Source organism: Pseudomonas laurentiana, from assembly GCF_014648275.1.
Taxonomy (GTDB): domain Bacteria; phylum Pseudomonadota; class Gammaproteobacteria; order Pseudomonadales; family Pseudomonadaceae; genus Aquipseudomonas; species Aquipseudomonas laurentiana.
In genome coordinates this window covers 236,017-260,316 of the sequence record NZ_BMQU01000002.1, presented here as the reverse complement: position 1 = coordinate 260,316, position 24,300 = coordinate 236,017, and the positions used below count along the sequence as shown (strand labels likewise).

Sequence of the window (24,300 nt, the reverse complement as noted above, 5' to 3'; positions counted from 1 at the left end):
AACAACCCAATGCACATGCTCGATGCGCGAATCATTGAAAAAGAAGCGCAGGCAATCAGCCTGCGGCCCTTCAATTTGCTGCGCTGGTTTTCGGTGGTGAGCCTGTTGATCATTGCGTCGGTTGCCGTTGGCCTGGGTTACGTATCGACACGTTTTGTCGTCACCGACAGCGTTGAGCGCGATGCCATGCTGACCGCCCAGTTCATTCAAGCCATGGCCCAGGCTGAGGTGCGCCACGCTCGGATCGTTGCCGGCGTGAGCATGGGCGAACTGCTTGACCCGCGTAACGATGGTACCTTCGAAGGGCTGCCCATCAAGGAGGCTGTCGCCGCCAGGACAGAGTTTTTCGACCACATCAAGCACTTGCCCGATACCTTGTTGGCGAACGCCTACGCCGAGGATCGGACCGTCGTCTGGTCCACTAACCCGGAGCTGATTGGCCGGAGAATTCTCGGCGATGAGGATCTGGACGAATCGTTCGAATCGAAGGTCTCGGTCTCAGCCAGCTATCACAAGGCCGAGGAGGGCCGTGACGAACAGCGGTTTGAACGCGAACCACGTTACCTGTTCATCGAGAACTACATTCCGATGTTCGATGCTACCGGCACCCACGTCGTGTCGATGGTGGAGATCTACAAGGAGCCCCAGGACCTGGTACGGCGCATCCAGCGGGGCTACGTGTTGATCTGGACGTCTACCCTCCTGGGGGGGCTGCTGATTTATCTCGGCCTGTTCTGGATCGTTCGGCGTGCGGCGGGAATGATGCAGTCCCAGCAGTCGCAACTGATCGCCAGTGAAACCTTCGTTGCGCTGGGCGAGATGTCCTCAGCGGTGGCCCATAGCTTGCGCAACCCGCTAGCGACCATCCGCTCCAGTGCCGAGCTCGCTCACGAGGTGGCCAGCCAGGGTGCACAGAAGAACATTGGTGACATCATCAGCCAGGTTGATCGAATGTCGCGCTGGGTGCGCGACCTGTTGGCCTCACTGCGCCCCGTTGATGACGATGCCGAAGCGGTTGATCTGTTGGCGGTGCTGAAGGACACGCAGCTTGCGTTCTCCCAGCAGACCGAACGCTATGGGGTACGGGTGGAGTCACGCTTGCCGCCTTCGGCGATGGTGATCAGCCAAAAAGTGTTATTGACTCAGATACTCAACAGCCTGTTTTCAAATGCGCTGGAAGCGATGCCCAAGGGTGGACGCTTGAGCCTCGAAGTGACACTGCTGGCTGATAGCCGGCAACTGCAGCTCATGCTGAGCGATACCGGTAAAGGCATGAGCGAACAGCAGGAGCGCATGGTGTTCAAACCGTTTTTCACCACCAAGCAGGGTGGCCTGGGGGTCGGCCTGATGTTGGTCAAACGTATCATGGAGCGTTTCGGCGGCGCGGTCAGCCTGACCAGCCGTCAAGCGGAAGGAACCCGTGTCTGCCTCACTTTCAACTTGGCCGGAGGGGACCATGGAGCACAGCATTCTGCTAGTGGAGGATGATGAAATACTCGCCGGAAACATCCAGACCTATCTGGAGCGCAAGCAGTTCGAGGTCACGGTGTGTCACAGCGCGGAGGATGCGCTGGAGCAACTGGAGCATCTGCAGCCCGATGCGGTGCTGACCGACAATTCGCTGCCTGGCATGAATGGTCATGAGCTGATCAGAATCCTGGTCGCCCGGGCGCCGGAGCTCAAGGTGATCATGATGACCGGCTATGGCAACGTCGAGGACGCGGTCACGGCAATGAAGGAGGGGGCCTTTCATTACCTGACCAAGCCGGTGGCCCTGGCTGAATTGAAGTTGATGCTGGACAAGGCACTGGCCACTGACCGCATGGAGCGGACATTGTCGTTTTACCAGGAGCGCGAGGCACAGAAGTCCGGGTTTCAATCACTGATCGGCGAGTCGCCCGCCATGCTTGCCTTGAAACAGACCCTCGGGCAGTTGCTGGAGGCCGAACGGCGCATGACCGGAGGTGACCTTCCTCCCGTGCTGGTAGAGGGTGAAACCGGTACCGGCAAGGAATTGGTTGCCCGTGCGCTGCATTTCGATGGCGCGCGGAGCAAGGGGCCTTTTGTCGAGTTCAACTGTGCGTCGATCCCGGCCAACCTGCTGGAAGCTGAACTGTTCGGCCATGAAAAGGGCGCGTTTACCGATGCCAAGGACCGTCGTCTTGGTCTGGTGGAAGCGGCCGATGGCGGTACATTGTTCCTCGACGAAATTGGCGAAATGGATCTGTTGTTGCAAGCCAAGCTGCTCAAGCTGCTGGAGGACCGTACCATTCGCCGGATTGGTGCGGTGAAGGAGCGTAAGGTTGATCTGCGAATCATCAGCGCGACCAACTGCAACCTGGAACAGATGGTTCAACAGGGAAAATTCCGTCGCGATCTGTTCTTCCGTCTGCGTATCATCTCGATCAAGGTGCCACGGCTGTATGCACGCGGTGAAGATATCCTCTTGCTGGCCCGGCATTTTCTTGCCCAGCATGGCAAGCGCTACGGCAAGCCGAATTTGCGTTTCAGCGATGAGGCTGAGTCGCTGCTGCTTTGCTACAGTTGGCCGGGCAACGTCCGCGAGTTGCGCAACATGCTCGAACAGACGGTGCTACTTGCGCAGCATGATGTGATTGCACCGCATCAGTTGAACGTCTGCCTGAGCCTGGTGGATGAACCGGTGGAGCTCCCCGAACCGCCCGCCGAGTGGCGTAACGGCAGCGGAAACGGTGCCGCTGCCGTGGATAACATGAGCCTGCCGGAGGTGGAGCGGGACATGGTCCGCAAGATGCTCGATCGCACCGACTGGAATGTCACCAAGTCGGCACGCCTGCTGGGGTTGAGTCGGGACATGCTGCGTTATCGGATTGAAAAGCTGGGGTTGACCCGGCCCGACAAACGTCAATGGTGAGTGGCGGCTCAATCGCGCTCGCGCATGAAGAAACCGGCCACGTACTTGCGGAAGGTGTCCAGGCTCTTGAAGTCCGCGTAACGTTTGAAGTGTTCGACCTCCGGCTCGGGGCCCAGTGGCTGTTCGGTGAGTGAGACCGACAACACCCGGTCCTGGTCGGAGCTGAGCACCAATTCGTCCATGACCTCGGCACCGATCACCGGTCGGCGCATGATGACCTTGACCCCTTTACTGGCCATCCAGTCGATCAGCGACTGCAGCATCTTCAATGGCTCGCGTTCTTCGTCGCGGTAGATTGGAAACAGTTGCCCACGGGAGAGTACGGGTACGCTGGCGACATGGATCAGCTCGTAATAGTGACTGCCTGCGCTGGTCGGGGAGTAGATCGCCAGGGCCAACAGTGGTCCGGGGGTCTTGCTGCCGCCCCAGAGCAAGTGGTGCCCCTGGAAATCGAAACCGTCTTCGCTACGGTCGTTGAATACCTTGCGTGTTTTGATCTGGTTGACACAGTCGAGTATCAACCCGTGGCGTCGATGGTTAGCAAATGCCGAGGACTCACGCAGGCGTGCCTTGAGCATCATCATGTGTTTCATGTCCAGGCGGGTTTCCAGGTAGTTGCTCGCCGGTACCCGTTCTATCAGTGGGTAGCGGCTGGCGACACTGCGCAGTTCGGCGAACTGCCCGCTCAGGTCCTTCTTGAGGTGCGTGGCATAGACGTTCAGGCCGCTGGCTTCGATCAGGGTCAGCAACAGTGAGAGCAATTTTTGCTGCTCCCGCTTTTCACCCGTGCCGCTTGCCGCACGGCTATCGTCGTCCCGGCGAAAATCCCCGATCAGCCGCAGTGGCGTGTCAGGGGCCAGCCAGGCCGCAGGAACCTGTGCATGCTCGCTACGCGCGTGTTCACTCTCGCGCTCTGCTTTGCCGAATGGGCACTCGGCAGCATGGTCGGGGGTGCCCGGGTTATTCTTCAGAAACAGCGTGCCGGTGTTGCTGTTGAGGGTGACATTGAGTATAGGCATTACGTGCGGCTGGCACTCGCACGCCAACCAATGGCCGTCCGCCCGCACGCGCATCAGGAACTGGTTGGCCTGTAACAGGCGATGACCTTCGAGGTTGCCCTCCACAAAGCGGCATACCAGGTCGTGCTCGGCGGCGGTGAGGGTGCGCACCAGCGTGGTGTTTTTCTCGATGATTCTCATGCACGGTCCTGGCCAGAAATCCATTGACGGCAAGGTAAGCGAAACGCGCCGTGACGTCACGTGTCGCCCACCGGTTCTCGCGCTGCCAGCGAATTTCAGAAAATATAGTCCGTTGTCAGGAAACGTGATTCGCGGTTACGGATAATGTCGCTGATCAGTTGCTTGTTGCTTTCCTGGAATCGGGTTGCCACCAGCGTGCGGATCGAGAATACCCGCAGTGCGTCATGGACCGACAAGGTGCCCTCGGCTGAGTTCTTTCGGCCATTGAAGGGGTAGGTGTCCGGGCCACGTTGGCACTGGGCATTGAGATTGATCCGGCCCACTTGGTTGGCAAAGGTGTCGACCAGTCGGCCAATCTGCGCAGAATTATTGCCGAACAGGCTCAATTGCTGGCCAAAATCCGAGTCCAGCACGTAGTCGATCACGGTTTGCAGGTCACGGTAAGGCACAACCGGTACTACCGGGCCGAATTGTTCCTCATGGTACACGCGCATGCTGGCGTTCACCGGGTAGAGCAGGGCCGGGAAGAAGAATGAACCACGGCTGTCCCCACCATTGGGGTTGAGTACCCTGGCCCCTTTGGAACGGGCATCGGCAACCAGACCATCGAGGTACTCGATTTTTCCTGGCTCAGGCAGGGGCGTCAGGCTGACACCGGCTTCCCAAGGCATCCCGGGTTTGAGCGTTGCCAGTTTCTGCTGGAATTTTTCGAGGAATGGCTCGACCACCTGTTCATGCACAAAGAGGATCTTCAGCGCTGTGCAACGCTGGCCGTTGAATGACAATGCGCCGGTCACCGCCTCGCTGACGGCGTTGTCCAGGTCAACGTCCGGCAGCACGATGCCCGGGTTTTTCGCATCCAGGCCAAGGGCGGCGCGCAGGCGGTGCGGGCGTGGGTGAAGTTTCTTCAGGTCGCTGGCAGCCTTGTTGGTACCGATGAACGCGAAGACATCGATCTTGCCACTGGCCATCAGTGCGCTGACGGTGTCTCGGCCGCGACCATAGATCACGTTGATGACGCCTGCGGGGAAGCTGTCGCGGAACGCCTCAAGCAATGGCCGGATCAACAACACGCCGAACTTGGCCGGTTTGAATACCACGGTGTTGCCCATGATCAACGCGGGAATCAGGGTGGTGAAGGTCTCGTTCAAGGGGTAGTTGTAAGGCCCCATGCACAGCGCAACACCCAATGGTGCACGGCGTATCTGCCCGAGGGTGTCCTGTTCCAGTTCAAAGCGGCTGGAGCGTCGGTCCAGTTCCTTGAGTGCGTTGATGGTGTCGACGATATAGTCGCAGGTGCGATCGAACTCTTTTTCCGAGTCCTTCAGGTTCTTGCCGATCTCCCACATCAGCAGTTTCACCACGGCTGCGCGCTGTTCGCGCATTCGCCCCAGGAACGCCTCGACATGCTGGATGCGTTCAGCCACGCGCATCGTGGGCCAGGCGCCGCGGCCCTTATCGTAGGCGCGTACGGCAGCATCCAGTGCGGTAAGTGCGGTCTCGGCGTCCAGCAGGGGGGCGCTGCCCAGAATCACCTGCTGTTCGCCATCGCAAGACTTGAGCCAGACTGGGCTGCGTACCGTCGCCAACGGGCCATGCCACTGCTGCAACTGGCCATCGACCAGGTAGTCACGCTGCTCAAGCGGCTCACTCAAACGCCAGGTTTCAGGCACTTCGGTGGCCGTTGGAAACAGCGAATCAAGCGGATGGTTCATGCGTAGCACCTCTTGTTGGAATGCGGGTGAAACGATTCAGTTGAGCATAGCGCCGCCGCGTAAAAAAAAGCCAGTAGCGCTCAATATTGTCCGACAAAGGTCGATAACCTGTTGCCCCGTTAGTGAAAAGCAGGCGTATGACAACCAGAACCGTAACGTTTGCTCGTATCCGGAATTGGCCCCGTAGCCTGCGCATGCCTTTATTCCGGCTGTTGCCGATTGGTTTCGCGGTGGTCGGTATCGGCTTGTCAGTGACGTTGGGTCATTTGGACGTGCAGCGCCAGGAAAGCGAGTTGATGGGCAATGCCAGTGCGCGGCTTTCGGGCTTGCGTGCCGGCCTTGAGGCTCAGCTACGCACCGCTTTCGGAGAAACCGAAGGGATTGCCCAGCTCATCAGCGCGGATGGCACCATCACGCCTGAGCATTTCCATGACATGGCCCGCCAGGCCATCGCGTCAGTGCCCTACATACGGCATATCGCCGTGGCGCCTGCGGATGTTGTCGCGGATGTCTTTCCATTGGAGGGCAATCAACGCATCCTCGGCCTGGACTATCGGACACTGCCGACGCAGTACCCGATGCTGCAACGTGCGCGGGAAAACCATCGTGCCGTCCTGGCCGGGCCCATAGACCTGTACCAAGGGGGGCGTGGGTTGATCTATCGGCGACCGGTGTTTGTCGGTGGCCTGTCGAGCAACCCCTATTGGGGCAATCTCTCGATCGTTGCCGATACCGACCGCCTGCTCAACGCCGCGGGTCTGGATCAAGACGGTGCGTTTGAGCTGGCCTTGCGGGGCGTGGACGGTCGTGGTGAAGACGGCGCGATCATTTGGGGGCAAGCCGAGTTGTTTAGCGAGCCCGGTGTAACACTGAACGTTGATGTGCCGGGTGGGCATTGGCAGTTGGCTGCAACACCTCATGGCGGCTGGCCGAGGATGAGCCTGTTCGCTTCACCGTTGTTCCTGTTCTCCCTGGCCTGCACGGGGGTGTTCTGCCTGTTCGTTGCGCAACTGATTCGCAGCAACCAGGTCATCCACCAGCGCAACGATGCACTGAGACTGTCACAGGCTCAGCTTGAGCAGTCAGCGCATTATGATGTAGTGACTGGTCTGCCGAATCGACTGCTGTTCCAGCAACGGCTTGAAACCGCCATTTCCAGTGGTGAGCGCCTGGGCGTGCTGGTACTGGATATCGACGGTTTCAAACTGGTCAATGACAGCCTCGGCCACCCGTTGGGTGATCTGCTTCTGCAGCAGACAACTCAGCGTTTCGTCAGTCTGCTGACGGCACAGGACACTGCTTGCCGCTTGGGCGGTGATGAGTTTGCCTTTGTGTTGTCTTGCCCGCAGGACGAACAGGTCATGGCCCAGGTGCAAGGGTTGCTGCTGGCCATGCAGCAGCCTTTCGACCTCAAGGGCACGGCTGCGTTGGTCACCGGCAGTATAGGGGTCGCGTTCTACCCTGATCATGGGCATACCAGCGATAGCCTGCTGCGTCATGCCGATACGGCGATGTACGCAGCCAAGGAAGGCGGTCGCAATACCTATCGCACCTATCACCCGGACATGACCCTGCAGTTGCAGCAGCGGATCTTTCTTGAGGGCGCGCTGCGTCGAGCGTTGCAGCAGAATGAGTTCGAGCTGTGGTACCAACCCAAGATCGACCTGTTCAGTGGCCGTGTTGAAGGCGCGGAGGCGTTGTTGCGTTGGCGTGATCCAGAACAAGGCCTGGTTTCTCCGGCTGATTTCATTCCGCTGGCTGAACGTACGGGGCTGATCATTCCACTGGGCGAGAAGGTACTTGATCTGGCCTGTGCCCAGCTTGCCTGTTGGCGTGCGCGTGAGTGCTTACCCGGGCCTTTGGCAATTAACGTGGCGGCGTTGCAGATCGAACGCAGTGACTTTGTCGAGAGCCTGTCCCGTGCGTTGCGACGTTATGACCTTCCCGCGACATTGCTGGAGGTGGAGATTACCGAGAGCTTGCTCATGGAGAGCCCGCAGCATGCCTGCGCAATTCTTTCGCAATTGCAGCAGATGGGCGTGGCAACCGCCGTCGACGATTTTGGTACCGGCTACTCTTCGTTGGCCTACCTGAAAGTGTTACCGATTGATCACCTGAAAATCGACCGCACCTTCATCAAGGATTTGCCGGGTGACGATGATGGGGTTGCGATCACCCAGTCGATCATCGACCTGGGGCACGCGCTGGGCTTTCGCATTACGGCAGAAGGCATCGAGACACATGCCCAGCATGCGTTTTTGCGCAATGCCGGGTGTGATCAAGGGCAAGGGTACTTGATCGGACGGCCCATGCCGGCTGACAGCTTTGAGCGCTGGCTGGCCGAGCAGCCGTATAGCCAGCAACCGATGCTTCTTTGATGACATGATGGGGAGGGCTGGCCTTGTGGACGCTGCGTGCAGGCGACCACAAGGCTTGACCGGTGCTTAGAAGTAGTACGGGAATTTCAGGCTGAAGGTAAAGTCCGGGGCGTCGTCGGTCAGGCCGATCGACAGGTTGGGGACGATGGTCAGCTTATCGGTGGCCGCCAGGGTCATGCCGACGTTGAAGTAGGCTGCGTTGGCGTCACTGCTCGGCACGGTAACCCAGCCATCATTGGTGTCCGTTTGATTGATTTTTGATTTTTTTACGATCAGGTCGGATACCGAGAACGACATACTCATTTTTTCGTTAAGCGCAAACGCGATGCCTGCGCCCACCTGGAAGCTGTCACCCAGCCTGACCTTGCCCGGATGGCTCTGGCCGACGGTAGAGCTGATATCGCTGAACGATTCTTCCAGGTTGTGGGTGTAGCTCAGGCTGCCGAACAGTACTGCCGGATCGAATGTCTTGACCAGCGAGATGCCCGGCGTGATCGACCAGACGCCGTTGCCGGTCGGCAGGTCTTCGGGGTAGAACAGGCTGTCGTTGTTGGGGTCCTGACGCAGTTTGATACCGAAGGGTTCCTGGCCGGTCGGCGCCTTGACCCGAAGGGTGAAAACTGCATCCGGGAGGCTTTCCGATTCGTCGAGGAACTTGTACGCCACGCCAAAGTTGACATCACCGATGGTGGGGTCACGGGTGACGGTTTGTTCGCTAATACCTTGAGCGTTGTTTTGAGCACCACCGGACTGGTAAGTGGATTCGCGGTAGACCACGGGCACGTTTACATCGAACTGCCAGCGCTGATTGAGGTTATAGCGCCCGGTAACGTCGAGGGTCCAGTTGTCGGACTTGATCCGGTCCAGGTTGATATTACCGAGGAAGATCGAGTCCAGCGCCAGGAAACCGTTGAGAATCAATTGCCGGGTATCGTAGCGCGCGTAGGTGATCCCCGTTTCAAGGCTGAACTTGCCGCCACCAAAAAAGCCGCTGGCCTCGTCATACAGGTTGGAAACGCTTTGCGCCGGTTGGGAGTCGTCTTTCAACGACTCACCGTAGGAACTGCCGGTGCCTGCCGCGGCAACGGACTGGCCGGTGCGCGGCTGTGAGGCGGGAGAGCGGGTTAACCGCTTCGGTGCCGGCGCTGGAGGTTGCTCTTCGACCTGACGAACCCGTTGCTCCAGGACCATCAGCGCCTGCTGTTGCGCCTCATAGCGTTGACGCAGTGTTTGCAGCTCTTGCTTCAATGCCTCGACTTGTGGATCCGGCGCCGCGTGAAGGAGTGTCGCCGGGACTAATGTGCTTAAACATACAGCAGCTTTCAGTGAAAACGAACGATGCATAGGTTAGCCGTCCCTTCCAACTACGAATGATGAGACTGAGCGTAGTTCAATATCCGGATATGCGAAGGCCCTTGAGTTGATCAAGGTTGCAGTTCAGTGCGCCAGCGCTGGGCATGTTGTCACGCAGGACGACATTGAGTTGTGTCATGTTGCTGACAACGTTGTTCCCGCCCAGCAGTACGGCGGATTGCGACAGGCCGCCTTGGGCCAGGCTCTGCAGTGTGTAACCCTGATTGTTGCTGGCGTTGATGCCCATCTGAATGCCGTTGGCACCGGCGGAAATGTTCAGGGTGCCGGCATCATTGCTGCCACTGATGCTTGAACCACCGGCCAATACTTGCCCTGCGGGAGTAATATTGACACCCGTTGCCTTGCCCTCTTTCACGTTGATGGAAACGTTGTTGTAAGCCGTGTTGTAGTCACCGGCGGCCTGTAATGTCTGGGTAACGCCCTGGGTGTTGTTTAGCCCTGACCCTCCCGACACGCTACCGGTGCCCGGAGTAATGGGGTTGCCATTACCTTTTTCGTTGATGAGCGAGACATAGAACTGTGGCTTGAAGGTATTTTGCTGAACATGCAGTGTGGCCGTTGCACCGATACGGTCGCCATTGGCGTTTTGCCACGTGCTGTTCATCACAACACCAAAGCTGATGATTCGCCCCGGCATCACATAGCGCCCGCGCAGACCGGCCAGTTCGCTGTCTTTGACCTCGATCGGTTTAAATACCTGCGCCTGGGCAGGCAAACTGGCAGCCAGGCAGGCAGCTACCAGCAAGGTTGAAGTCTTCATTGGGTATCTCCCCAGAGCTTCATGCCCCTTGTCATTAGAAGAAGTCGCTCTGAATGAAGCCAAACTCCATCAACTCCGCATCCTGAACCGGATGGAAGTTGTTGATCTTGCTCTTGGCGCTCAGAGGCTCGGGTGGGTCGAGCAGGGCATTGGCCTTGTCGTACCCGGGGCCGATCACGGCGAAAATGATCCCGTTCCAGCCTTTGACAAAATCATCGAACTTGTAACGTTTGTGGCCCAGTACCGGGTCGCCAACGTATACCCAGTCCTTTTCGGTGCGCTGTAGCACCACAAAATGCTTGTAGCCACGAATATCCATCAGCACCACAACCGGAATGCTGACGCTAGAGAGGTTCTCCGGTTCGATGCGGTAACCACGGGCGCGCATGCCAATGCTCTCGACGTAGCGTTTCATGTCGAGCATGGAGAAGCCTTGGGTTTTCACCAGTTCCTGATCGGAGTTGGCCAGCATGCCTTCGATGATGTGGGTTTCGTCCACGTCCAGCCAGTAGGCTTGCTTGAGGACCGTTGCCAGCGCTGCAGCGCCGCAGCTGAAATCAGTCTTCTGTTGCACCAGGTCCGCGAAGCGCCGCTCGCGCAGGCTTTGAACCGGTTTGTAAATGACCGTACCGCCAGGTAATGCGGCGATGGGCATCTGTGCTGCTTCGGCCACGCTGGCCAAACCAATCAGTGCCGCAAGCAGGGCAATTCGCATGGTCTTCACACCCTGTGAAAGCAAAGAAAGGGGCCCCGAAGGGCCCCGTTCATGGTGACGCTTACATCCCTACGCAAGCTTTGCAGCCTGCAGCGATGGACAGCGAGTTGCTTTGTTGGTTGCCCGAACCCGCCGAGATGTTGGCACCGACGTTGCCCGACACGCCGTTCAGCGAGTTGGTCAGCGAGGCGGTGTTGGTCACAGGGTTGATCCAGCCACTTGGGGTCAGCACTTGATAGGAGGCTACGCCGCTCAGCTCAAAGGTGCCTTGTTCGTGGAACTTGAGCGGTTGTTTGTCATTGTCATGACCACCGCCACGACGGTCGTCGTTGTTGTGGCCGCCACCACCATGGTGGTCATCGCCGCCGACCCAGCCTTTGCCGTCGCCTTGGTAGGTGCCCGAAGCATAGAAGTAGGAGTTGAGTGTTTTGGTGTCGTAGGTGCGGTCAGCTTCGTTGGTGACTGTCAGCCCAGTGGTGGTCTGAGTGGCATTTGCTGTGGCTGTAGCCACACGGCCACCGGATACGGCGATCGCCATGTTGTTTTTCTGTTGGTTGAAGTCGCCAGCGGTAACGTTGATACCAATGTTACCCGAACTGCCATTGGCCGAACCGTTGAGGGCGGCAGCGTTTTGGGCGGAGTAGTTGTTAACGGTGTTGCCAGTGTTTTTCTGGGTAGCTTCTGAATAGGCTACAGCGCTACCGAAGATGAATTTTTCATCGGCTGTGGCGATAGCAGCGACGTTGTCTTGTTGGTTGCCGTCACCCGCGGCCACGTTAACGCCCAGGTTGCCCTGGGAGTTGTTGGCCGAGTTGTCCATTGTGGCGGTATTTTCGGTGGCTTCGTTGGTGACGGTGTTCCCATAGTTGCTTTGAGTGTCGCCAACTTTGGCGAGGGAGCCAGCACTGATCAGCAGGCCCAGCAGAACGTTCTGGCCATGATCGTGACCGCCATGGTGGCCGCCATGATGATCGTCGTTACGTCCATTAGCGTGTGCAGCAACAGCCATGACCGCTGCGAGTGCGAAAACCAGAGGCTTGAGTGCCATTTGAGGTTTCATGGTGTTTCTCCGCTTTTTTTAGGTAGTTAAGTGTTGTTTTACTGGTTTACCTATCGGGTCAGTCAGCAACCCGTACGCTCAGGGTATTGGCCATTCGGTTGCCTACCCCGGCGCTCTGATTCAACTGGATCACCCCACGGCTGCCGGTGAAGGCCCGATCGCTGTTCGCGATCTGGCGGCTGCCGGGTGCTTGATCAGTTGGGTCGGAGCTTTTGTCCAGCGCCACGTTCTGTTGTTCGAGGACGCTGTCGTCGATGCTTTGCGGGACGGCACTGATGCTGACCCGCACGGCATTGGCCTGTTGTGTATTGGCACCGGCGGACTGGTTGATACTCAGTGCGCCGCTGCCGTTGCTGAATGAGTTACCGCCAATACCGGCCCGGGTATCGCGTGCCTGGCTGGCTGCGGTATCGATCTGCTGACGAATCTGGGTTGAGGCGTTGGCGTTGGTGCCAATGGCAATCGCGCGGTTGTTGGTCTGCTGTTGCTGATCGCCAGCCGCCTGGTTGATGGTGATGTTGCCGCGATAGCCTTGGCCGCTGGTGTCGATGCTGGCGTTGTCCTTGACGGGAGAACCGGCCAGTGCAGTGCTGCTGCAGCACACAACCAGGAGCAGGAGTGGATACCTCATTTCAGCGGCCTCCGGTCAGAATCTGCAGCGGCGCCATGCCGCGCTGAACGTTCTGGTTGACCTGGTTGGAGATGCTGTTGCCACCGCCGCTGCCCGCCCCGGAACCGCCACCCATGCCCGGCAAGCGGACCTGCTGTGCAGCGCCGATACCGCGAACAGTGCCAGAGTTGTCTGGAGCAAGTAGGCGGGTCACCAATGAGGACCCACTGGCAACACGGGCGAAATCGCCGTCACTGAGCTCATTGTTATTGGTCTGGCCGACTACGCGCTTGGACTCATTCGCGTTGACGGTCATTGGGTGCGGATCTGGCGTACCGGTGGGGCGTACAGCGGGGCGCGGTTGTACATCGCGTTGTATTACGATGACCCCGCTCCCGGCAGCCTGAACGGGCAGGCAGACGGCGGTGCTCAATGCGCAGCCCATCAGCAGAAGACGAAGCAGGTTGTGATGATTCCCCACGGCGGCGGTTCCTTCTTCAAGTGCGCTGGCCCTATCAGCGTTGCGAGAAGGAGAGCAGGAGGCGTGCCGGTTTTGGTTTACCGAGGGAAAACAAAGAGTTGTGAGCAGAAGATAAGAGGATTGTAGGAACGTGTAACGCTGAAGAGACAGGTCTTGCCCTTCTTGACCTCTTTTATCCTGTATCGCCAGGTTTACACTGAGAAGTCATGCAAGAGTAAACCCTTCAAGATCGGGGCTTAGCGCTCACGGAACTGTATCGTTGGTGAAACAAATGGACGCGTTAGCGGGCCAGTAAACCTGCGACGGCGTCGAAAACCGCTTCTTTTCGTTGTTTCCAATCACCTTCGATGGCGACGAGCGGCTGTCGATGCCGCGCCAGCCAGGCGCGACTTTCCTCAAAAAACGCCATGCGCTGTTCCAGTTCGGGTTGGCAGCGCTGTCCGTCATTCACCCATTCGATCGACAACGGGCTGAGCAACAGGTGCAAGTCGTAGCGACGCTCTAGCAGTGCCGACTCGATCCAGTGCGGGCAGTCGCCGAACAAGGTACGACTCCAGAGCAGGTTGCTCAGCAGGTGGGTGTCGAGGATCAACAGTTCGGGCGCTCTGCTGCGCGCTGCATCCTCCCAGCTCAGTTGGCCTTGGGCGATTGTCGGAATATCGGCGTAGCAGGTGTCACGTTGTTCTCGGTCAATGAAGTGGCGCACGTACTCGCCAACCAGTTCACCGCCAAAATGCGTCTGTATCTCACTGCCCAGCCAGCTCTTGCCACTGGACTCGGGGCCGGCCAGTACCAGGACTTTCATGCTCGCACCCGTGCAGGGTCGCGTTGCCACGTCCGCCAACCCTGGACCGCGATCAGGGTGAACAGGGCGTAGAGGGCTGCCGTGAGATAAAGCGCCTTGTACAGGAACAGGCCAACGAAGATGACGTCCAGGACAATCCATAGCACCCAGCACTGCAGTCGCTTCTGTGCCATCCATAACTGCGCCACCAGGCTGAAGGCCGTCAGGGTGGCATCCAGCCAGGGCTGTGCGGCATCTGTCCAGGTGGCCATGGCCGCACCCAGCCCCAGGCTTGCCAAGGCGCCGAGGCCAAGGCTGAACAGCAGTTGGGCGGGTGGCAGGCTGCTGACCCGGCGTGCCTCGGTGAGGCTGCCGGGGCGAGTCCATTGCCACCAGCCGTAGATTTGCAGCAGCGCATACACCAGTTGCAACAGCATGTCGGAGTACAGTTTGACCTCGTAAAAAACCACGCTGTACAGCAGTACCATCAGCAGGCCAATCGGCCAGCACCAGGGGTTTTGCTTGACTGTGAGCCAAACGGCAATGACGCCGAGCACGGCGGCGAACAGTTCGAGGCCGGACATCGGCATTCCTTGGGGCAGGTTCGGGAGAGGCGGGGATTGTAACCTGTGGCGCAGAACACGCCACAGGTGTGCGGGGTTTTAGACGTGGAACTGGCGCAACAATTGCTCAAGGCGTTCGCTGAGCTGGCGCAATGCCAAGCCGGCACTGCTGGACTGTTGTGCTGCACTGGCGGTTTGCCGAGACAGGTCGGCAGTTTCTGTCACGTTGCGATTGATCTCTTCGACCACATGGGATTGTTGCAAGGTGGCGCTGGCAATCGAGGCGTTCAGGGCATTGAGGTTGAGCAGCACCTGGCTGATTGCATCGAGGCTGGCACCGGCTTCACTGGCTTGCTCGACCGTTTGGCGCGAAGCGGTGCTGCTGGCACCGATGGCCTTGACTGCCGCTTCGGACTGACCCTGCAGGTGTTCGATCATGGTCTGGATTTCGGCGGTGGACTGCTGAGTGCGTTGCGCCAGCAGGCGTACCTCGTCGGCAACCACTGCAAATCCGCGGCCCTGCTCGCCTGCACGGGCCGCCTCGATGGCCGCATTGAGCGCCAACAGGTTGGTCTGCTCGGCAATGGCCCGGATCACTTCCAGGACGCTGCCAATCTTTGTGCTCTGGTTGGCCAAGGCCTGAATGACTTCAACCGCTTCATCAATGGTGCCGGAGAGTTCACCGATACGTTGCAGGCTGCCCTGGATGCTGTGCTGCCCCTGTTCGGCACGGTGCTGGGCGTCTTGCATCTCAGTGGAGGCCTGCTCGGCGTTCTTCGCCACATCCTGTACCGCGTAGGTCACCTCGTTGATGGCGGTGGCGACCAGTTCCATCTGTTGCGACTGTTGCTCGCTACGCAATTCGGCCTGGTTGGCATTGTCGCCCATCTCGACCGCCGAGTGGCCCAGCGCCCGCGCCGCGTCGTGCAATTGGCCGACTACCTGCTGCAGTTGAGCCGTGAAACTGTTGAAGTGCATGCCCAGCTGTGTCACCTCGTCGTGTCCATGGGTGTCCAGGCGACGAGTCAGATCACTTTCGCCGCTGGCGATAGTGGCCATGGCATCGACCGCCTCCTGCAGGGGGCGGGAGATACTACGTGCGATCAGTATGACCAGCAGCCCCATGACCAGCGCAATAGCCAACCCCAGCAGCGAGGCGTCTCGCAGTTGTCGATTGAACTCGGCCTTCATGTCATCGATGTAGATGCCTGAGCCAATGATCCAGCCCCACGGCTTGAACAGTTGGATATAGGAGGTTTTCTGTACCGGGTCGCTGGCACCGGGTTTAGGCCAGCGGTAATCGATGCTGCCAGCACCTTTATCCTTGGCCAGGGCAACCATGGCATTGAACAAGGCGAAACCATCCGGGTCCTTGATGCCCGAGAGTACCTGCCCGTCGAGTTTGGGATTGGTCGGGTGCATGATCATCTTCGGCTCGAGGTCGTTGATCCAGAAATACTCGTTCTGGTTGTAACGCAAGCCGCGCACCGCGTTCAACGCCTGTTGCTGGGCCGCGTCGCGGCTCAGGCTGCCGCTGGCTTCAAGCCCTTGATAGTAGGTCAGGATGCCTGCAGCCGTTTCGACTACATGGCGGGTTTTTTCGGCCTTGGCCTGGTACAAGTCGCCGTGAATCTGGCGCAACATCAGCAGGCCCAGTGCAAACAACATCAGCACCGCCACCACCAGGATGAGCCAGAGCCTGCGGCTGATAGACATATTCCGTAGAGTCTTCATGTAGGTCACTCAGGTATTTTTATTGTCCCGTGCATCCAAGCACGTTTTTACTGCCGTTACCTAGTCGACCAAGGGCTAAGTGCCTGATCCAGAGGCATCTGTTGCGCAGATCAGCAGCGTTTATCCAGCAGGTCTGCTAGCATTTCTGCGCCAAAGCGATAAACCTTGAGGGGCGTGAACCTTTTCCGCGGTTTCACGATCCACTGTCGCTGCGATTTACCGGGCATAACACCACTCTAGAAAACATGAAGGGGCCTGCCTTGAGCAGCGCTTCACGGGGGAATGATGGATTTTTGGACCGCCACGCAGGCTGTAATACTAGGGATTGTCGAGGGCTTGACGGAATTTCTGCCCATCTCCAGTACCGGCCACCAGATCGTTGTTGCCGATCTGATCAACTTCGGCGGTGAACGGGCCATGGCCTTCAACATCATCATCCAGTTGGGGGCGATCCTGGCGGTGGTCTGGGAGTTTCGGCGCAAGATCTTCGACGTGGTCGTGGGCTTGCCACGCCAGCGTCAAGCGCAACGCTTCACCGCCAACCTGCTGATCGCATTCATGCCGGCGGTGGTCCTTGGGGTGCTGTTTGCCGACCTGATTCACCGTTACCTGTTCAACCCGATTACCGTTGCTACGGCATTGGTGGTGGGCGGTGTGATCATGCTGTGGGCCGAGCGTCGAGAGCATGTGGTGTCTGTCGAGCATGTAGACGACATGCACTGGAGCGATGCCTTGAAGATTGGTGTTGCCCAATGCCTGGCGATGATTCCAGGTACGTCGCGTTCGGGCTCCACCATTATCGGTGGTTTGCTGTTCGGGCTGTCGCGCAAGGCTGCGACCGAGTTCTCGTTCTTCCTGGCCATGCCGACCATGGTGGGCGCAGCGGTGTACTCGGGCTACAAATACCGCGGGCTGTTCCAGGCAGGAGACTTCCCGGTGTTCGCGCTTGGCTTTGTGGTCTCGTTCATTTTTGCCATGATCTCGGTGCGTGCGCTGCTCCGGTTCATTGCCAGTCACAGCTATGCCGTGTTCGCCTGGTACCGGATTGCCTTCGGCCTGATCATTCTGGCGACCTGGCAATTCGGGCTGGTCGACTGGGCTACGGCGCAGAGCTGACAGGGTGCGTCAGGCCGCTGTCAAACCGCGTCCGGTCCAAGACCGTGGCGCGGTTCAATACCTCAAGCTTAAGTTGTGGCTGTTCGCCGGTGTGTGCCTGCTACCGTCCTGGGGGGCGCTGCAGATGCTGCTGAGCGGGCATTCCTGGCTGCCGGCAGTGGTCTACCCGACGGCCAGCCTGTTGAGTGTCTTCCTTTATTGGAACGACAAACGCAAGGCGCGTAGCAATGCCTGGCGGACCCCGGAAAAATGGCTGCATGCCGTCGAGTTGTGCGGCGGTTGGCCAGGGGCTTTGGTGGCTCAGCAGGCCTTCCGGCACAAGACCCGCAAACTGTCCTACCAGGCGATCTTCTGGGCGATCGTCGCCGTACATCAGGTGTTTTGGCTCGATTATCTGGTGCTGGCGGGGCGCGGGCTGGGCAGGTTGTTTCAGTAAGTACCCAGCCTGCTCGCGTGGCTCAAAGTAGCAGTCCCACTTGCAAGCGCTTGGGCAGGCGTCTTACCACCAGTTGGTGCGACCGTTGCAACAGATCGCACAGTTCTTCACGGCCCATTGGGTAGGGCAGTTCCATGCTTACCCAGTGGGCGCGTGCCAAATAGGGCGCGGGGCGAATGCCAGGCCTGTCGACATAGCCAAGGAACAGGTCGTGATCGACCTTGAACGCCAGGTCGGCGCGGCTCAGGTTGATCAGCGCGAACATTTTGTTGCCGGCTACGGAGAACACCCTTACGCCGCCCCATTTGTAATCTTCCTGCACACCCGGCAGGCTCAGGCAGAACTGCACCACATCGTCTTCAGACATAACGCTCTCCACAGGCTTCAAACGAGATGACCAGGTGGTCGATCCAGGCGCGAACCGCAGGCAGTACACCCCGACGGTGCGGATACACCGCCTGCAGGTAGCCACTGGGGAGTGACCAGTCGGGCAGTAGACGGATCAGCTCGCCGCGCGCCAGTTCCTCTTCGCAATGCATGATCGGCAGGGCAGTAAAGCCCAGGCCGGCGAGGACGGCGGATTTTCGTACGACAAAATCATCGATACCGAGCCTTGCCTCAAGCGCCAGATCCTGGTGATTACCCTTGGCATCCAGCAGGCGCAAGTGGACCAGGCGATCAGCCTCCAATGCGCCAAGCACAGGGGCGTCGATCAAGTCCTGTGGTTGCTTGATGACATGCTCGGCGACGAAACCCGGAGAGGCGACCAACAACATTTGTGACTGGCGCAAACGCCGTGTAACCAGCGTCGGGTCTTCGTCTCCCTGGTCGCGTACCCTCAACGCTACGTCGATGCCTTCGGTGATCAGATCGACCCGGCGATTGAGCAAGACCATGTCCAGTTGTACTTGCGGGTAGCGTGCCAGGAAGCTGCTGATCACCTCTGGCAAGAACGCATGGGCCAACGCAACCGGTGAGGACACGCGCAAGCGCCCGCGTGGTTCGCTGACCATGCTCGCAACGGCTTCGTCAGCCATTTCTGCCTCCAGCAGCATGGCTTGGCAGTGACGCAAATAGCGCTCACCGACCCCGGTCAGCTTCAGTTGTCGGGTGGTGCGCTGCAGCAAGCGCGTTCCCAGGCGTTCTTCAAGTTCGGCGATACGCCGGGACAACCGTGACTTGGGTATGCCGAGCAGGCGCCCGGCGGCGGAGAAACCTCCGGCCTCAACCACTCGGGCAAAGTAATAGAGATCATTGAGGTCTTGCATGGCATGGAACCTTGACTGTTCTACATGCAGGACAAACTAACGCATTTTTGCCGACTAATCCTTTATTTGTTGTTTGGGTAGGATTCTCTCCATCGTGATCGCCGCCTTGCGGTCTTCAAACATCCAGGAGAACACCCATGAAACTGTTGCACATCGATTCCAGCATCCTCGGCGACAACTCGGCTTCCCGTCAGTTGAGCCGTGAAGTCGTGCAGGCCTGGCAGGCGGCGGATCCCCGTGTTGAAGTGACCTACCGCGACCTGGCCAGTGACGCCATCAGCCACTTCTCTGCAGCTACCCTGGTGAGTGCAGGCACGCCAGCAGAATTGCGTGACGCGGTCCAGCAGCATGAGGCGCAACTGAGCAGCGAAACACTGCAGGAGTTCCTGGACGCTGATGCCGTGGTGATTGCCGCGCCGATGTACAACTTCAGTGTCCCCAGCCAACTGAAAGCCTGGATTGACCGTATCGCGGTTGCCGGTAAAACCTTCCGCTACACCGAGGCTGGTCCTGAAGGTCTGTGTGGCGGCAAAAAAGTTATCGTCGTATCCACCTCGGGTGGTTTGCATGTTGGCCAGCCTACAGGCGTCGGTCATGAAGACTTCCTCAGTGTGTTCCTCGGTTTCATCGGCATCACCGATATCGAGTTCGTCCGTGCCCATGGCCTGGCGTATGGCGACGAACATCGCAGCAACGCCATGAGTGCGGCGCGAGCGCAGATCGAAAAAGAGCTGTTCGCTGCTGCCTGATTCCACCTGGGTTCTACATCAACCGACTGCCGGGGTGACCGGCAGTCGGTTTTTTCATTTAGTTTTCATCTGGCGCGTTGTGCGCCAGCCTATGCTGATCGCTGGCAATCGTTGGACAAGGTGTCGGCCATGCAGCGTCTGTCTGGTTTGTTCATCCTCGCGGTGATCGGGATGGTGTTGTCGCTGCCGAGCGAGGCGGGCGAGCGCTGGCACGTCGGTTTGCACCGGATGACCCTTGCCGACCCTCTGGACCAGCAGCCGATGCAGGCCTTGGCTTTTTATCCGGCCACTGGCCGAGCACATTGGAGCCGGGTCGAAGGCTATCGGGTCGAGGCCGGCTTTGAAGCACCCATTGCAATGGGGCGATTCCCATTGCTGATGCTTTCTCATGGCAACACCGGTACGCCACTGGCGCTGCATGACCTGGCAACGGCCCTGGCACGCAAGGGCTTTGTGGTCGTGGCAGTGGTGCACCCCGGGGACAATGCCCAGGATCACAGCCGATTGGGCACCCTGAGCAACCTGTATGGGCGTCCGTTGCAGATCAGCGCCGCCATCAGTGCAACCTTGAATGATCGACTTCTGGCGCCTTACGTCAACGCCGAGCAGGTGGGGGTAATTGGCTATTCGGCTGGGGGTGAAACTGCGTTGATTCTTTCAGGCGCACGGCCGGAACTGAGTCGCCTGCGCCGCTACTGTGAGGAGCGCCCTCTGGATGCTGATGCCTGCAAGATGCGCGGGCAACTGATTGCCGACCGTGACGACCTGCTGCCTGCCGCCGATTCAAGGATCAAGGCGCTGCTGCTGATGGCGCCCTTGAGCTTGATGTTCGGGCGTCACGCGCTGGCCGGCGTGAAGGTGCCGGCACTTATCTACAGCGGTGATCGCGATCAGTTGCTGGCAATCGACAAGAACGCCGCCGCACTGGCGCGTAAACTGCCTCGCAGCCCGGACTATCGATTGCTGGCCGGCGCGGGGCATTTCATTTTCATGGCGCCTTGCGATGAAGCCCAACGGCTGCATATGACTGTGTTGTGCACCGATGCCGAAGGTGTAGACCGCGCCAGCATCCATCGCTCGCTGCAGTCGGAGGCCGTGCTGTTTTTCAGTCAAACGCTTGGCCGAGCTGATCGTACGGGGTGGCGTACGGCTGATCATTGAGCCTTTGCGTTGCGCCACGACAGCAGCAATACCAGCCCGACGCCGGATAGCGACAGTAACGCCGCGATGCAAAAGATCGCTGCATAGCCTTGCTGTGCGGCCACCGCGCCCATCAGCGGCCCGGCAATCGCCAGGGCCAGATCGAAGAACACGGCATAAGCACCCAGGCCTGCACCACGGCTGCTGCTCGGCACTTGCTTGATGGCCTCAACACCCAGTGCGGGGTAAACCAGCGACAGCCCCGCACCGGTAAGGCCGGCGCCGAGCAATGCCAGTAGGGGGGAGGGCGCCAGCCAGAGCAATGTCAGGCCCGTTGCTTCGGCGGCCATGCAGGCGCCTGCAACCCGGTAACCACCCCAGCGATTTACCGCGTTGACGAACAGCAAGCGGGTCAGAATGAAGCACACCCCGAACGCGCTCAGGCACCAGGCTGCGCCAACCCAGCCCCGCTCACTGTAGAAAAGGGTCACGAAGGTGGTCAGCGTGCCATAGCCTATGGATGCCAGCGTCAGGCCCACACCACAGGGCGCGACCCGGCCGAAGGCTGCCCAGAACCGCAGGCGTTCACCTGTAACAACTGGGACGGAGGGCTTGTTGCGGATCACCAGCAGGGCCAATAGCGCCAAGGCAACCAGGACCAGGCCGAGGCTTGCGAAGTCAAGCAACTGGTTGAGTTTTACCCCAAGCGGAGCCCCTATGGCGATGGCGCCGTAAGAGGCGATGCCATTCCAGGAAATCACCCGGGCGGTATGTGCGACCCCGGCTTGGCTGATGCCCCAGCTTAAGGTGGCGACACCAATCAAACCTTGGGCGAGGCCCAGCAGCACCCGGCCTGTCAGCAAGACTGACAAGCTGATCAAGGGCATGCTGACCAACAGTGTCGAGGCCGCCGTCACCAGGCCGCTCGCGGCAATGGCGAACAGGCCGTAAATGATTGCACGCTTGCTGCCCAGGCTGTCGGCGACGCGACCGGCCATTGGCCGGCTAACCAGCGTGGCGAAGTACTGCAAGCCAATGGTCACCCCGGCGACAATCGCACTGAAGCCCAATTGCTCGTGTACATAGCCAGGCAGCACGGCGATTGGCAGCCCGATACAGAGGAAGGCGATGAAGGTATAAAAGACGATCGAAACGATCTGCCGATTAATCGTCGTTGACTGAAGTGCGACGGGTTCTAGCGCAGACATGGCCATTCGTGGTGGGCGTCGAGAGACGCCATGATGGCGGTACGCGAGGGAAAAAGAAAGCAGGCTAACGAACCTTGGCGGTCCGTTAGCCTGCTTCTATAGGTGTCTCGCATGCGGCGACGGTGCCGGGTAGCACGCCGTCGCCTTTATGCGGGCGTTCCGGGTGTCAGACGATGACGCCTTGGCTGCGCAGGTAGTCATCGTAGGTGCCGCTGAAGTCGACGACACCGTTGGCGCTCAACTCGATGATACGGGTGGCCAGCGAGGACACGAACTCACGGTCGTGGCTGACGAACACCAGTGTACCCGGGTAGTTCTCCAGCGCCATGTTGAGGGCTTCGATCGATTCCATGTCCAGGTGGTTGGTCGGTTCGTCCATCAGCAGTACGTTGGGCTTTTGCAGGATCAGCTTGCCGAACAGCATACGGCCTTGCTCACCACCGGAAATCACCTTCACCGACTTGAGAATCTCATCGTTGGAGAACAGCATCCGACCGAGCGTGCCGCGAACCAGTTGCTCGCCGCCCTGGGTCCACTGACCCATCCAGTCGAACAGGCTGACATCGTCTTCAAAGTCCGACGCGTGGTCTTGGGCGTAGTAGCCGATCTCGGCACTTTCGGTCCACTTCACTTCACCGCTGTCTACCGGCAGTTCGCCTACCAGCGTACGCAGCAGGGTGGTCTTGCCGATACCGTTCGGACCAATGATCGCCACGCGCTCACCGGCTTCGACCTGGAAGCTGAAGTTCTTGAACAGGGTATTGCCATCGAAGCCCTTGGAGACGTTCTCGACGGTAACCGCCTGACGGTGCAGCTTCTTCGTCTGTTCGAAACGGATGAACGGGCTGACGCGGCTCGACGGCTTGACTTCGGCCAACTGGATCTTGTCGATCTGCTTGGCGCGCGAGGTGGCCTGCTTGGCTTTCGAGGCGTTGGCCGAGAACCGGCTGACGAAGGTCTGCAGCTCGGCGATCTGGGCTTTCTTCTTGGCGTTGTCCGACAGCAACTGTTCGCGCGATTGGGTTGCGGCGATCATGTACTCGTCGTAGTTGCCCGGGAACAGGCGCAACTCACCGTAGTCCAGGTCGGCCATATGGGTGCAGACGCTGTTCAGGAAGTGACGGTCGTGGGAAATGATGATCATGGTGCTGTTACGCGCCGTGAGGATGTTTTCCAGCCAGCGGATGGTGTTGATGTCCAGGTGGTTGGTCGGTTCGTCGAGCAGCAGCACTTCCGGGTCCGAGAACAGCGCCTGGGCCAGCAACACGCGCAGTTTCCAGCCTGGGGCAACTTCACTCATCGGGCCGAAATGCTGTTCGAGCGGGATACCCAGGCCCAGCAGCAGCTCACCGGCGCGGGATTCGGCGGTGTAGCCGTCCATCTCGGCGAACTCGGTTTCCAGCTCAGCGACGGCCATGCCGTCTTCTTCGGTCATTTCCGGCAGCGAATAGATACGGTCGCGCTCGGCCTTGACCCGCCAGAGCTCTTCGTGGCCCATGATCACGGTGTCGATCACGGTGAATTCTTCATAGGCGAACTGGTCTTGGCGCAGCTTGCCCAGGCGGACGTTCGGCTCCAGCATCACCTGACCTGCGGAGGGTTCCAGGTCGCTGCCGAGGATTTTCATGAAGGTCGACTTGCCACAACCGTTGGCGCCGATCAGGCCGTAACGGTTGCCGTTGCCGAATTTGACCGAGACGTTCTCGAACAGCGGCTTGGCGCCGAACTGCATGGTGATATTAGCGGTAGAAATCAAGTGCTTATCCTGCGGGGGTTCCAGAGGTGTGTTTAGGTGCCGTCGTCTGTTTTGGGCCAATTTTGGGCCAATCAGACTCTAGTCGGCAGCTTCTCCAGCTCCCTCCAATCCGAGGAGGAGCTGATCCATTTTGCGTAGGTAGAGAGCAGCATCTCGACGCTGTGGCCGAGTTGGTTCGCGATGAACGCAGGGTTCATCCCAGCCATTAGGCACATAGTTGCGTAGGTATGGCGCGTGTCGTACTGCCGACGTTCACGGATGCTCAGTGCAGCGAGCGCGAGCTTGAAGTGCTCGATTGTAACACTTGGCTCCCTGATCCACATCCCGCCTTTTCCTGGTTGGAATACAAAGGGGCTGGATG

23 protein-coding genes and 1 pseudogene are annotated in these 24,300 nt (G+C 59.1%); 7 read left to right on the top strand and 17 right to left on the bottom strand.

All coding sequences use genetic code 11. The annotated features are described in order from the left end of the window. The first annotated feature begins 9 nt into the window (after positions 1 to 9). Positions 10 to 1,488 carry a sensor histidine kinase gene (locus IE038_RS03085; RefSeq protein WP_163936156.1) on the top strand — a complete coding sequence of 493 codons (1,479 nt, stop codon included), beginning with the start codon at positions 10 to 12 and terminating at the stop codon, positions 1,486 to 1,488. Beyond that, entirely contained in the window at positions 1,457 to 2,893 is a 1,437-nt protein-coding gene (locus tag IE038_RS03080; protein WP_189395105.1) for a sigma-54-dependent transcriptional regulator, read from the top strand. Before IE038_RS03085 ends, IE038_RS03080 begins: the two co-directional genes overlap by 32 nt. Positions 2,894 to 2,901: 8 nt before the next feature. Here the strand turns inward: IE038_RS03080 and IE038_RS03075 are convergent, their stop codons facing one another. Beyond that, positions 2,902 to 4,092 (bottom strand): DUF8534 domain-containing protein, encoded by a 1,191-nt coding sequence (locus IE038_RS03075; protein WP_189395104.1) that lies wholly within the window; start codon positions 4,090 to 4,092, stop codon positions 2,902 to 2,904. Positions 4,093 to 4,187: 95 nt separating this feature from the next. After that, complete coding sequence (locus IE038_RS03070; RefSeq protein ID WP_189395103.1) at positions 4,188 to 5,807, bottom strand: NADP-dependent glyceraldehyde-3-phosphate dehydrogenase; 1,620 nt, start codon at positions 5,805 to 5,807, stop codon at positions 4,188 to 4,190. A gap of 194 nt (positions 5,808 to 6,001) precedes the next feature. Between IE038_RS03070 and IE038_RS03065 the strand changes: the two genes are divergently transcribed. Then, positions 6,002 to 8,185, top strand: a complete 2,184-nt coding sequence (locus IE038_RS03065) for a putative bifunctional diguanylate cyclase/phosphodiesterase (RefSeq protein ID WP_229775597.1) — start codon at positions 6,002 to 6,004, stop codon at positions 8,183 to 8,185. A 66-nt stretch (positions 8,186 to 8,251) separates the two neighbouring features. Here the strand turns inward: IE038_RS03065 and fapF are convergent, their stop codons facing one another. The 10 genes and pseudogenes from fapF to IE038_RS25165 all read right to left on the bottom strand — a co-directional run. Next, the gene (fapF, locus tag IE038_RS03060) at positions 8,252 to 9,529 is read right to left on the bottom strand and encodes a fibril amyloid transporter FapF (protein WP_189395101.1); all 1,278 of its coding nucleotides are present in this window, start codon (positions 9,527 to 9,529) and stop codon (positions 8,252 to 8,254) included. 46 nt (positions 9,530 to 9,575) lie between these two features. Beyond that, a complete protein-coding gene (gene fapE, locus IE038_RS03055; RefSeq protein WP_163936147.1) occupies positions 9,576 to 10,319 on the bottom strand; it encodes a fibril amyloid subunit FapE in 744 nt (247 codons plus the stop codon). Between the two features lie 34 nt (positions 10,320 to 10,353). Continuing rightward, complete coding sequence (gene fapD, locus IE038_RS03050; protein WP_189395100.1) at positions 10,354 to 11,034, bottom strand: fibril amyloid maturation endopeptidase FapD; 681 nt, start codon at positions 11,032 to 11,034, stop codon at positions 10,354 to 10,356. A gap of 61 nt (positions 11,035 to 11,095) precedes the next feature. Continuing rightward, positions 11,096 to 12,094 (bottom strand): amyloid-like fimbrin subunit FapC, encoded by a 999-nt coding sequence (gene fapC, locus IE038_RS03045; protein ID WP_163936144.1) that lies wholly within the window; start codon positions 12,092 to 12,094, stop codon positions 11,096 to 11,098. 58 nt (positions 12,095 to 12,152) lie between these two features. Beyond that, positions 12,153 to 12,725 carry a fibril amyloid subunit FapB gene (fapB, locus tag IE038_RS03040; protein ID WP_163936141.1) on the bottom strand — a complete coding sequence of 191 codons (573 nt, stop codon included), beginning with the start codon at positions 12,723 to 12,725 and terminating at the stop codon, positions 12,153 to 12,155. A gap of 1 nt (position 12,726) precedes the next feature. After that, positions 12,727 to 13,185 carry a functional amyloid chaperone FapA gene (gene fapA / locus IE038_RS03035; RefSeq protein ID WP_229775596.1) on the bottom strand — a complete coding sequence of 153 codons (459 nt, stop codon included), beginning with the start codon at positions 13,183 to 13,185 and terminating at the stop codon, positions 12,727 to 12,729. A 280-nt stretch (positions 13,186 to 13,465) separates the two neighbouring features. After that, on the bottom strand, positions 13,466 to 13,990 hold the full coding sequence (locus IE038_RS03030) for an AAA family ATPase (protein ID WP_163936138.1): 525 nt from the start codon (positions 13,988 to 13,990) through the stop codon (positions 13,466 to 13,468). Next, a complete protein-coding gene (gene pnuC, locus IE038_RS03025; RefSeq protein WP_163936135.1) occupies positions 13,987 to 14,553 on the bottom strand; it encodes a nicotinamide riboside transporter PnuC in 567 nt (188 codons plus the stop codon). The genes IE038_RS03030 and pnuC overlap by 4 nt, the downstream gene beginning before the upstream one ends. Before the next feature lie 78 nt (positions 14,554 to 14,631). Continuing rightward, complete coding sequence (locus IE038_RS25170; RefSeq protein WP_438810744.1) at positions 14,632 to 15,366, bottom strand: methyl-accepting chemotaxis protein; 735 nt, start codon at positions 15,364 to 15,366, stop codon at positions 14,632 to 14,634. A gap of 120 nt (positions 15,367 to 15,486) precedes the next feature. Beyond that, positions 15,487 to 16,176, bottom strand: a pseudogene (locus tag IE038_RS25165) (cache domain-containing protein); the annotation flags it as partial. Between the two features lie 375 nt (positions 16,177 to 16,551). Here IE038_RS25165 and IE038_RS03015 point away from each other — a divergent pair. Continuing rightward, positions 16,552 to 17,382, top strand: a complete 831-nt coding sequence (locus IE038_RS03015) for an undecaprenyl-diphosphate phosphatase (protein ID WP_163936129.1) — start codon at positions 16,552 to 16,554, stop codon at positions 17,380 to 17,382. A 4-nt stretch (positions 17,383 to 17,386) separates the two neighbouring features. Next, positions 17,387 to 17,818, top strand: a complete 432-nt coding sequence (locus IE038_RS03010) for a DUF1294 domain-containing protein (RefSeq protein WP_229775595.1) — start codon at positions 17,387 to 17,389, stop codon at positions 17,816 to 17,818. 22 nt (positions 17,819 to 17,840) lie between these two features. Here the strand turns inward: IE038_RS03010 and IE038_RS03005 are convergent, their stop codons facing one another. Next, positions 17,841 to 18,185, bottom strand: coding sequence for an MmcQ/YjbR family DNA-binding protein (locus tag IE038_RS03005; RefSeq protein ID WP_189395099.1), 345 nt, complete (start codon positions 18,183 to 18,185; stop codon positions 17,841 to 17,843). Continuing rightward, entirely contained in the window at positions 18,178 to 19,086 is a 909-nt protein-coding gene (locus IE038_RS03000; protein WP_163938777.1) for a LysR substrate-binding domain-containing protein, read from the bottom strand. The genes IE038_RS03005 and IE038_RS03000 overlap by 8 nt, the downstream gene beginning before the upstream one ends. 137 nt (positions 19,087 to 19,223) lie before the next feature. On the opposite strand from IE038_RS03000, the gene IE038_RS02995 reads away from it, so the two are divergent. After that, the gene (locus tag IE038_RS02995) at positions 19,224 to 19,835 is read left to right on the top strand and encodes an FMN-dependent NADH-azoreductase (protein WP_163938774.1); all 612 of its coding nucleotides are present in this window, start codon (positions 19,224 to 19,226) and stop codon (positions 19,833 to 19,835) included. A 129-nt stretch (positions 19,836 to 19,964) separates the two neighbouring features. Then, complete coding sequence (locus tag IE038_RS02990; RefSeq protein ID WP_163938771.1) at positions 19,965 to 20,996, top strand: alpha/beta hydrolase family protein; 1,032 nt, start codon at positions 19,965 to 19,967, stop codon at positions 20,994 to 20,996. Here the strand turns inward: IE038_RS02990 and IE038_RS02985 are convergent. The 3 genes from IE038_RS02985 to IE038_RS24750 all read right to left on the bottom strand — a co-directional run bounded on the left by IE038_RS02985 (position 20,990) and on the right by IE038_RS24750 (position 24,262). Then, a complete protein-coding gene (locus IE038_RS02985; protein WP_163938768.1) occupies positions 20,990 to 22,183 on the bottom strand; it encodes an MFS transporter in 1,194 nt (397 codons plus the stop codon). The genes IE038_RS02990 and IE038_RS02985 overlap by 7 nt on opposite strands. 166 nt (positions 22,184 to 22,349) lie before the next feature. Then, positions 22,350 to 23,939, bottom strand: coding sequence for an ABC-F family ATPase (locus IE038_RS02980; RefSeq protein ID WP_065758321.1), 1,590 nt, complete (start codon positions 23,937 to 23,939; stop codon positions 22,350 to 22,352). Between the two features lie 71 nt (positions 23,940 to 24,010). Then, positions 24,011 to 24,262 carry a site-specific integrase gene (locus IE038_RS24750; protein ID WP_308425245.1) on the bottom strand — a complete coding sequence of 84 codons (252 nt, stop codon included), beginning with the start codon at positions 24,260 to 24,262 and terminating at the stop codon, positions 24,011 to 24,013. Between the last annotated feature and the right edge of the window lie 38 nt (positions 24,263 to 24,300).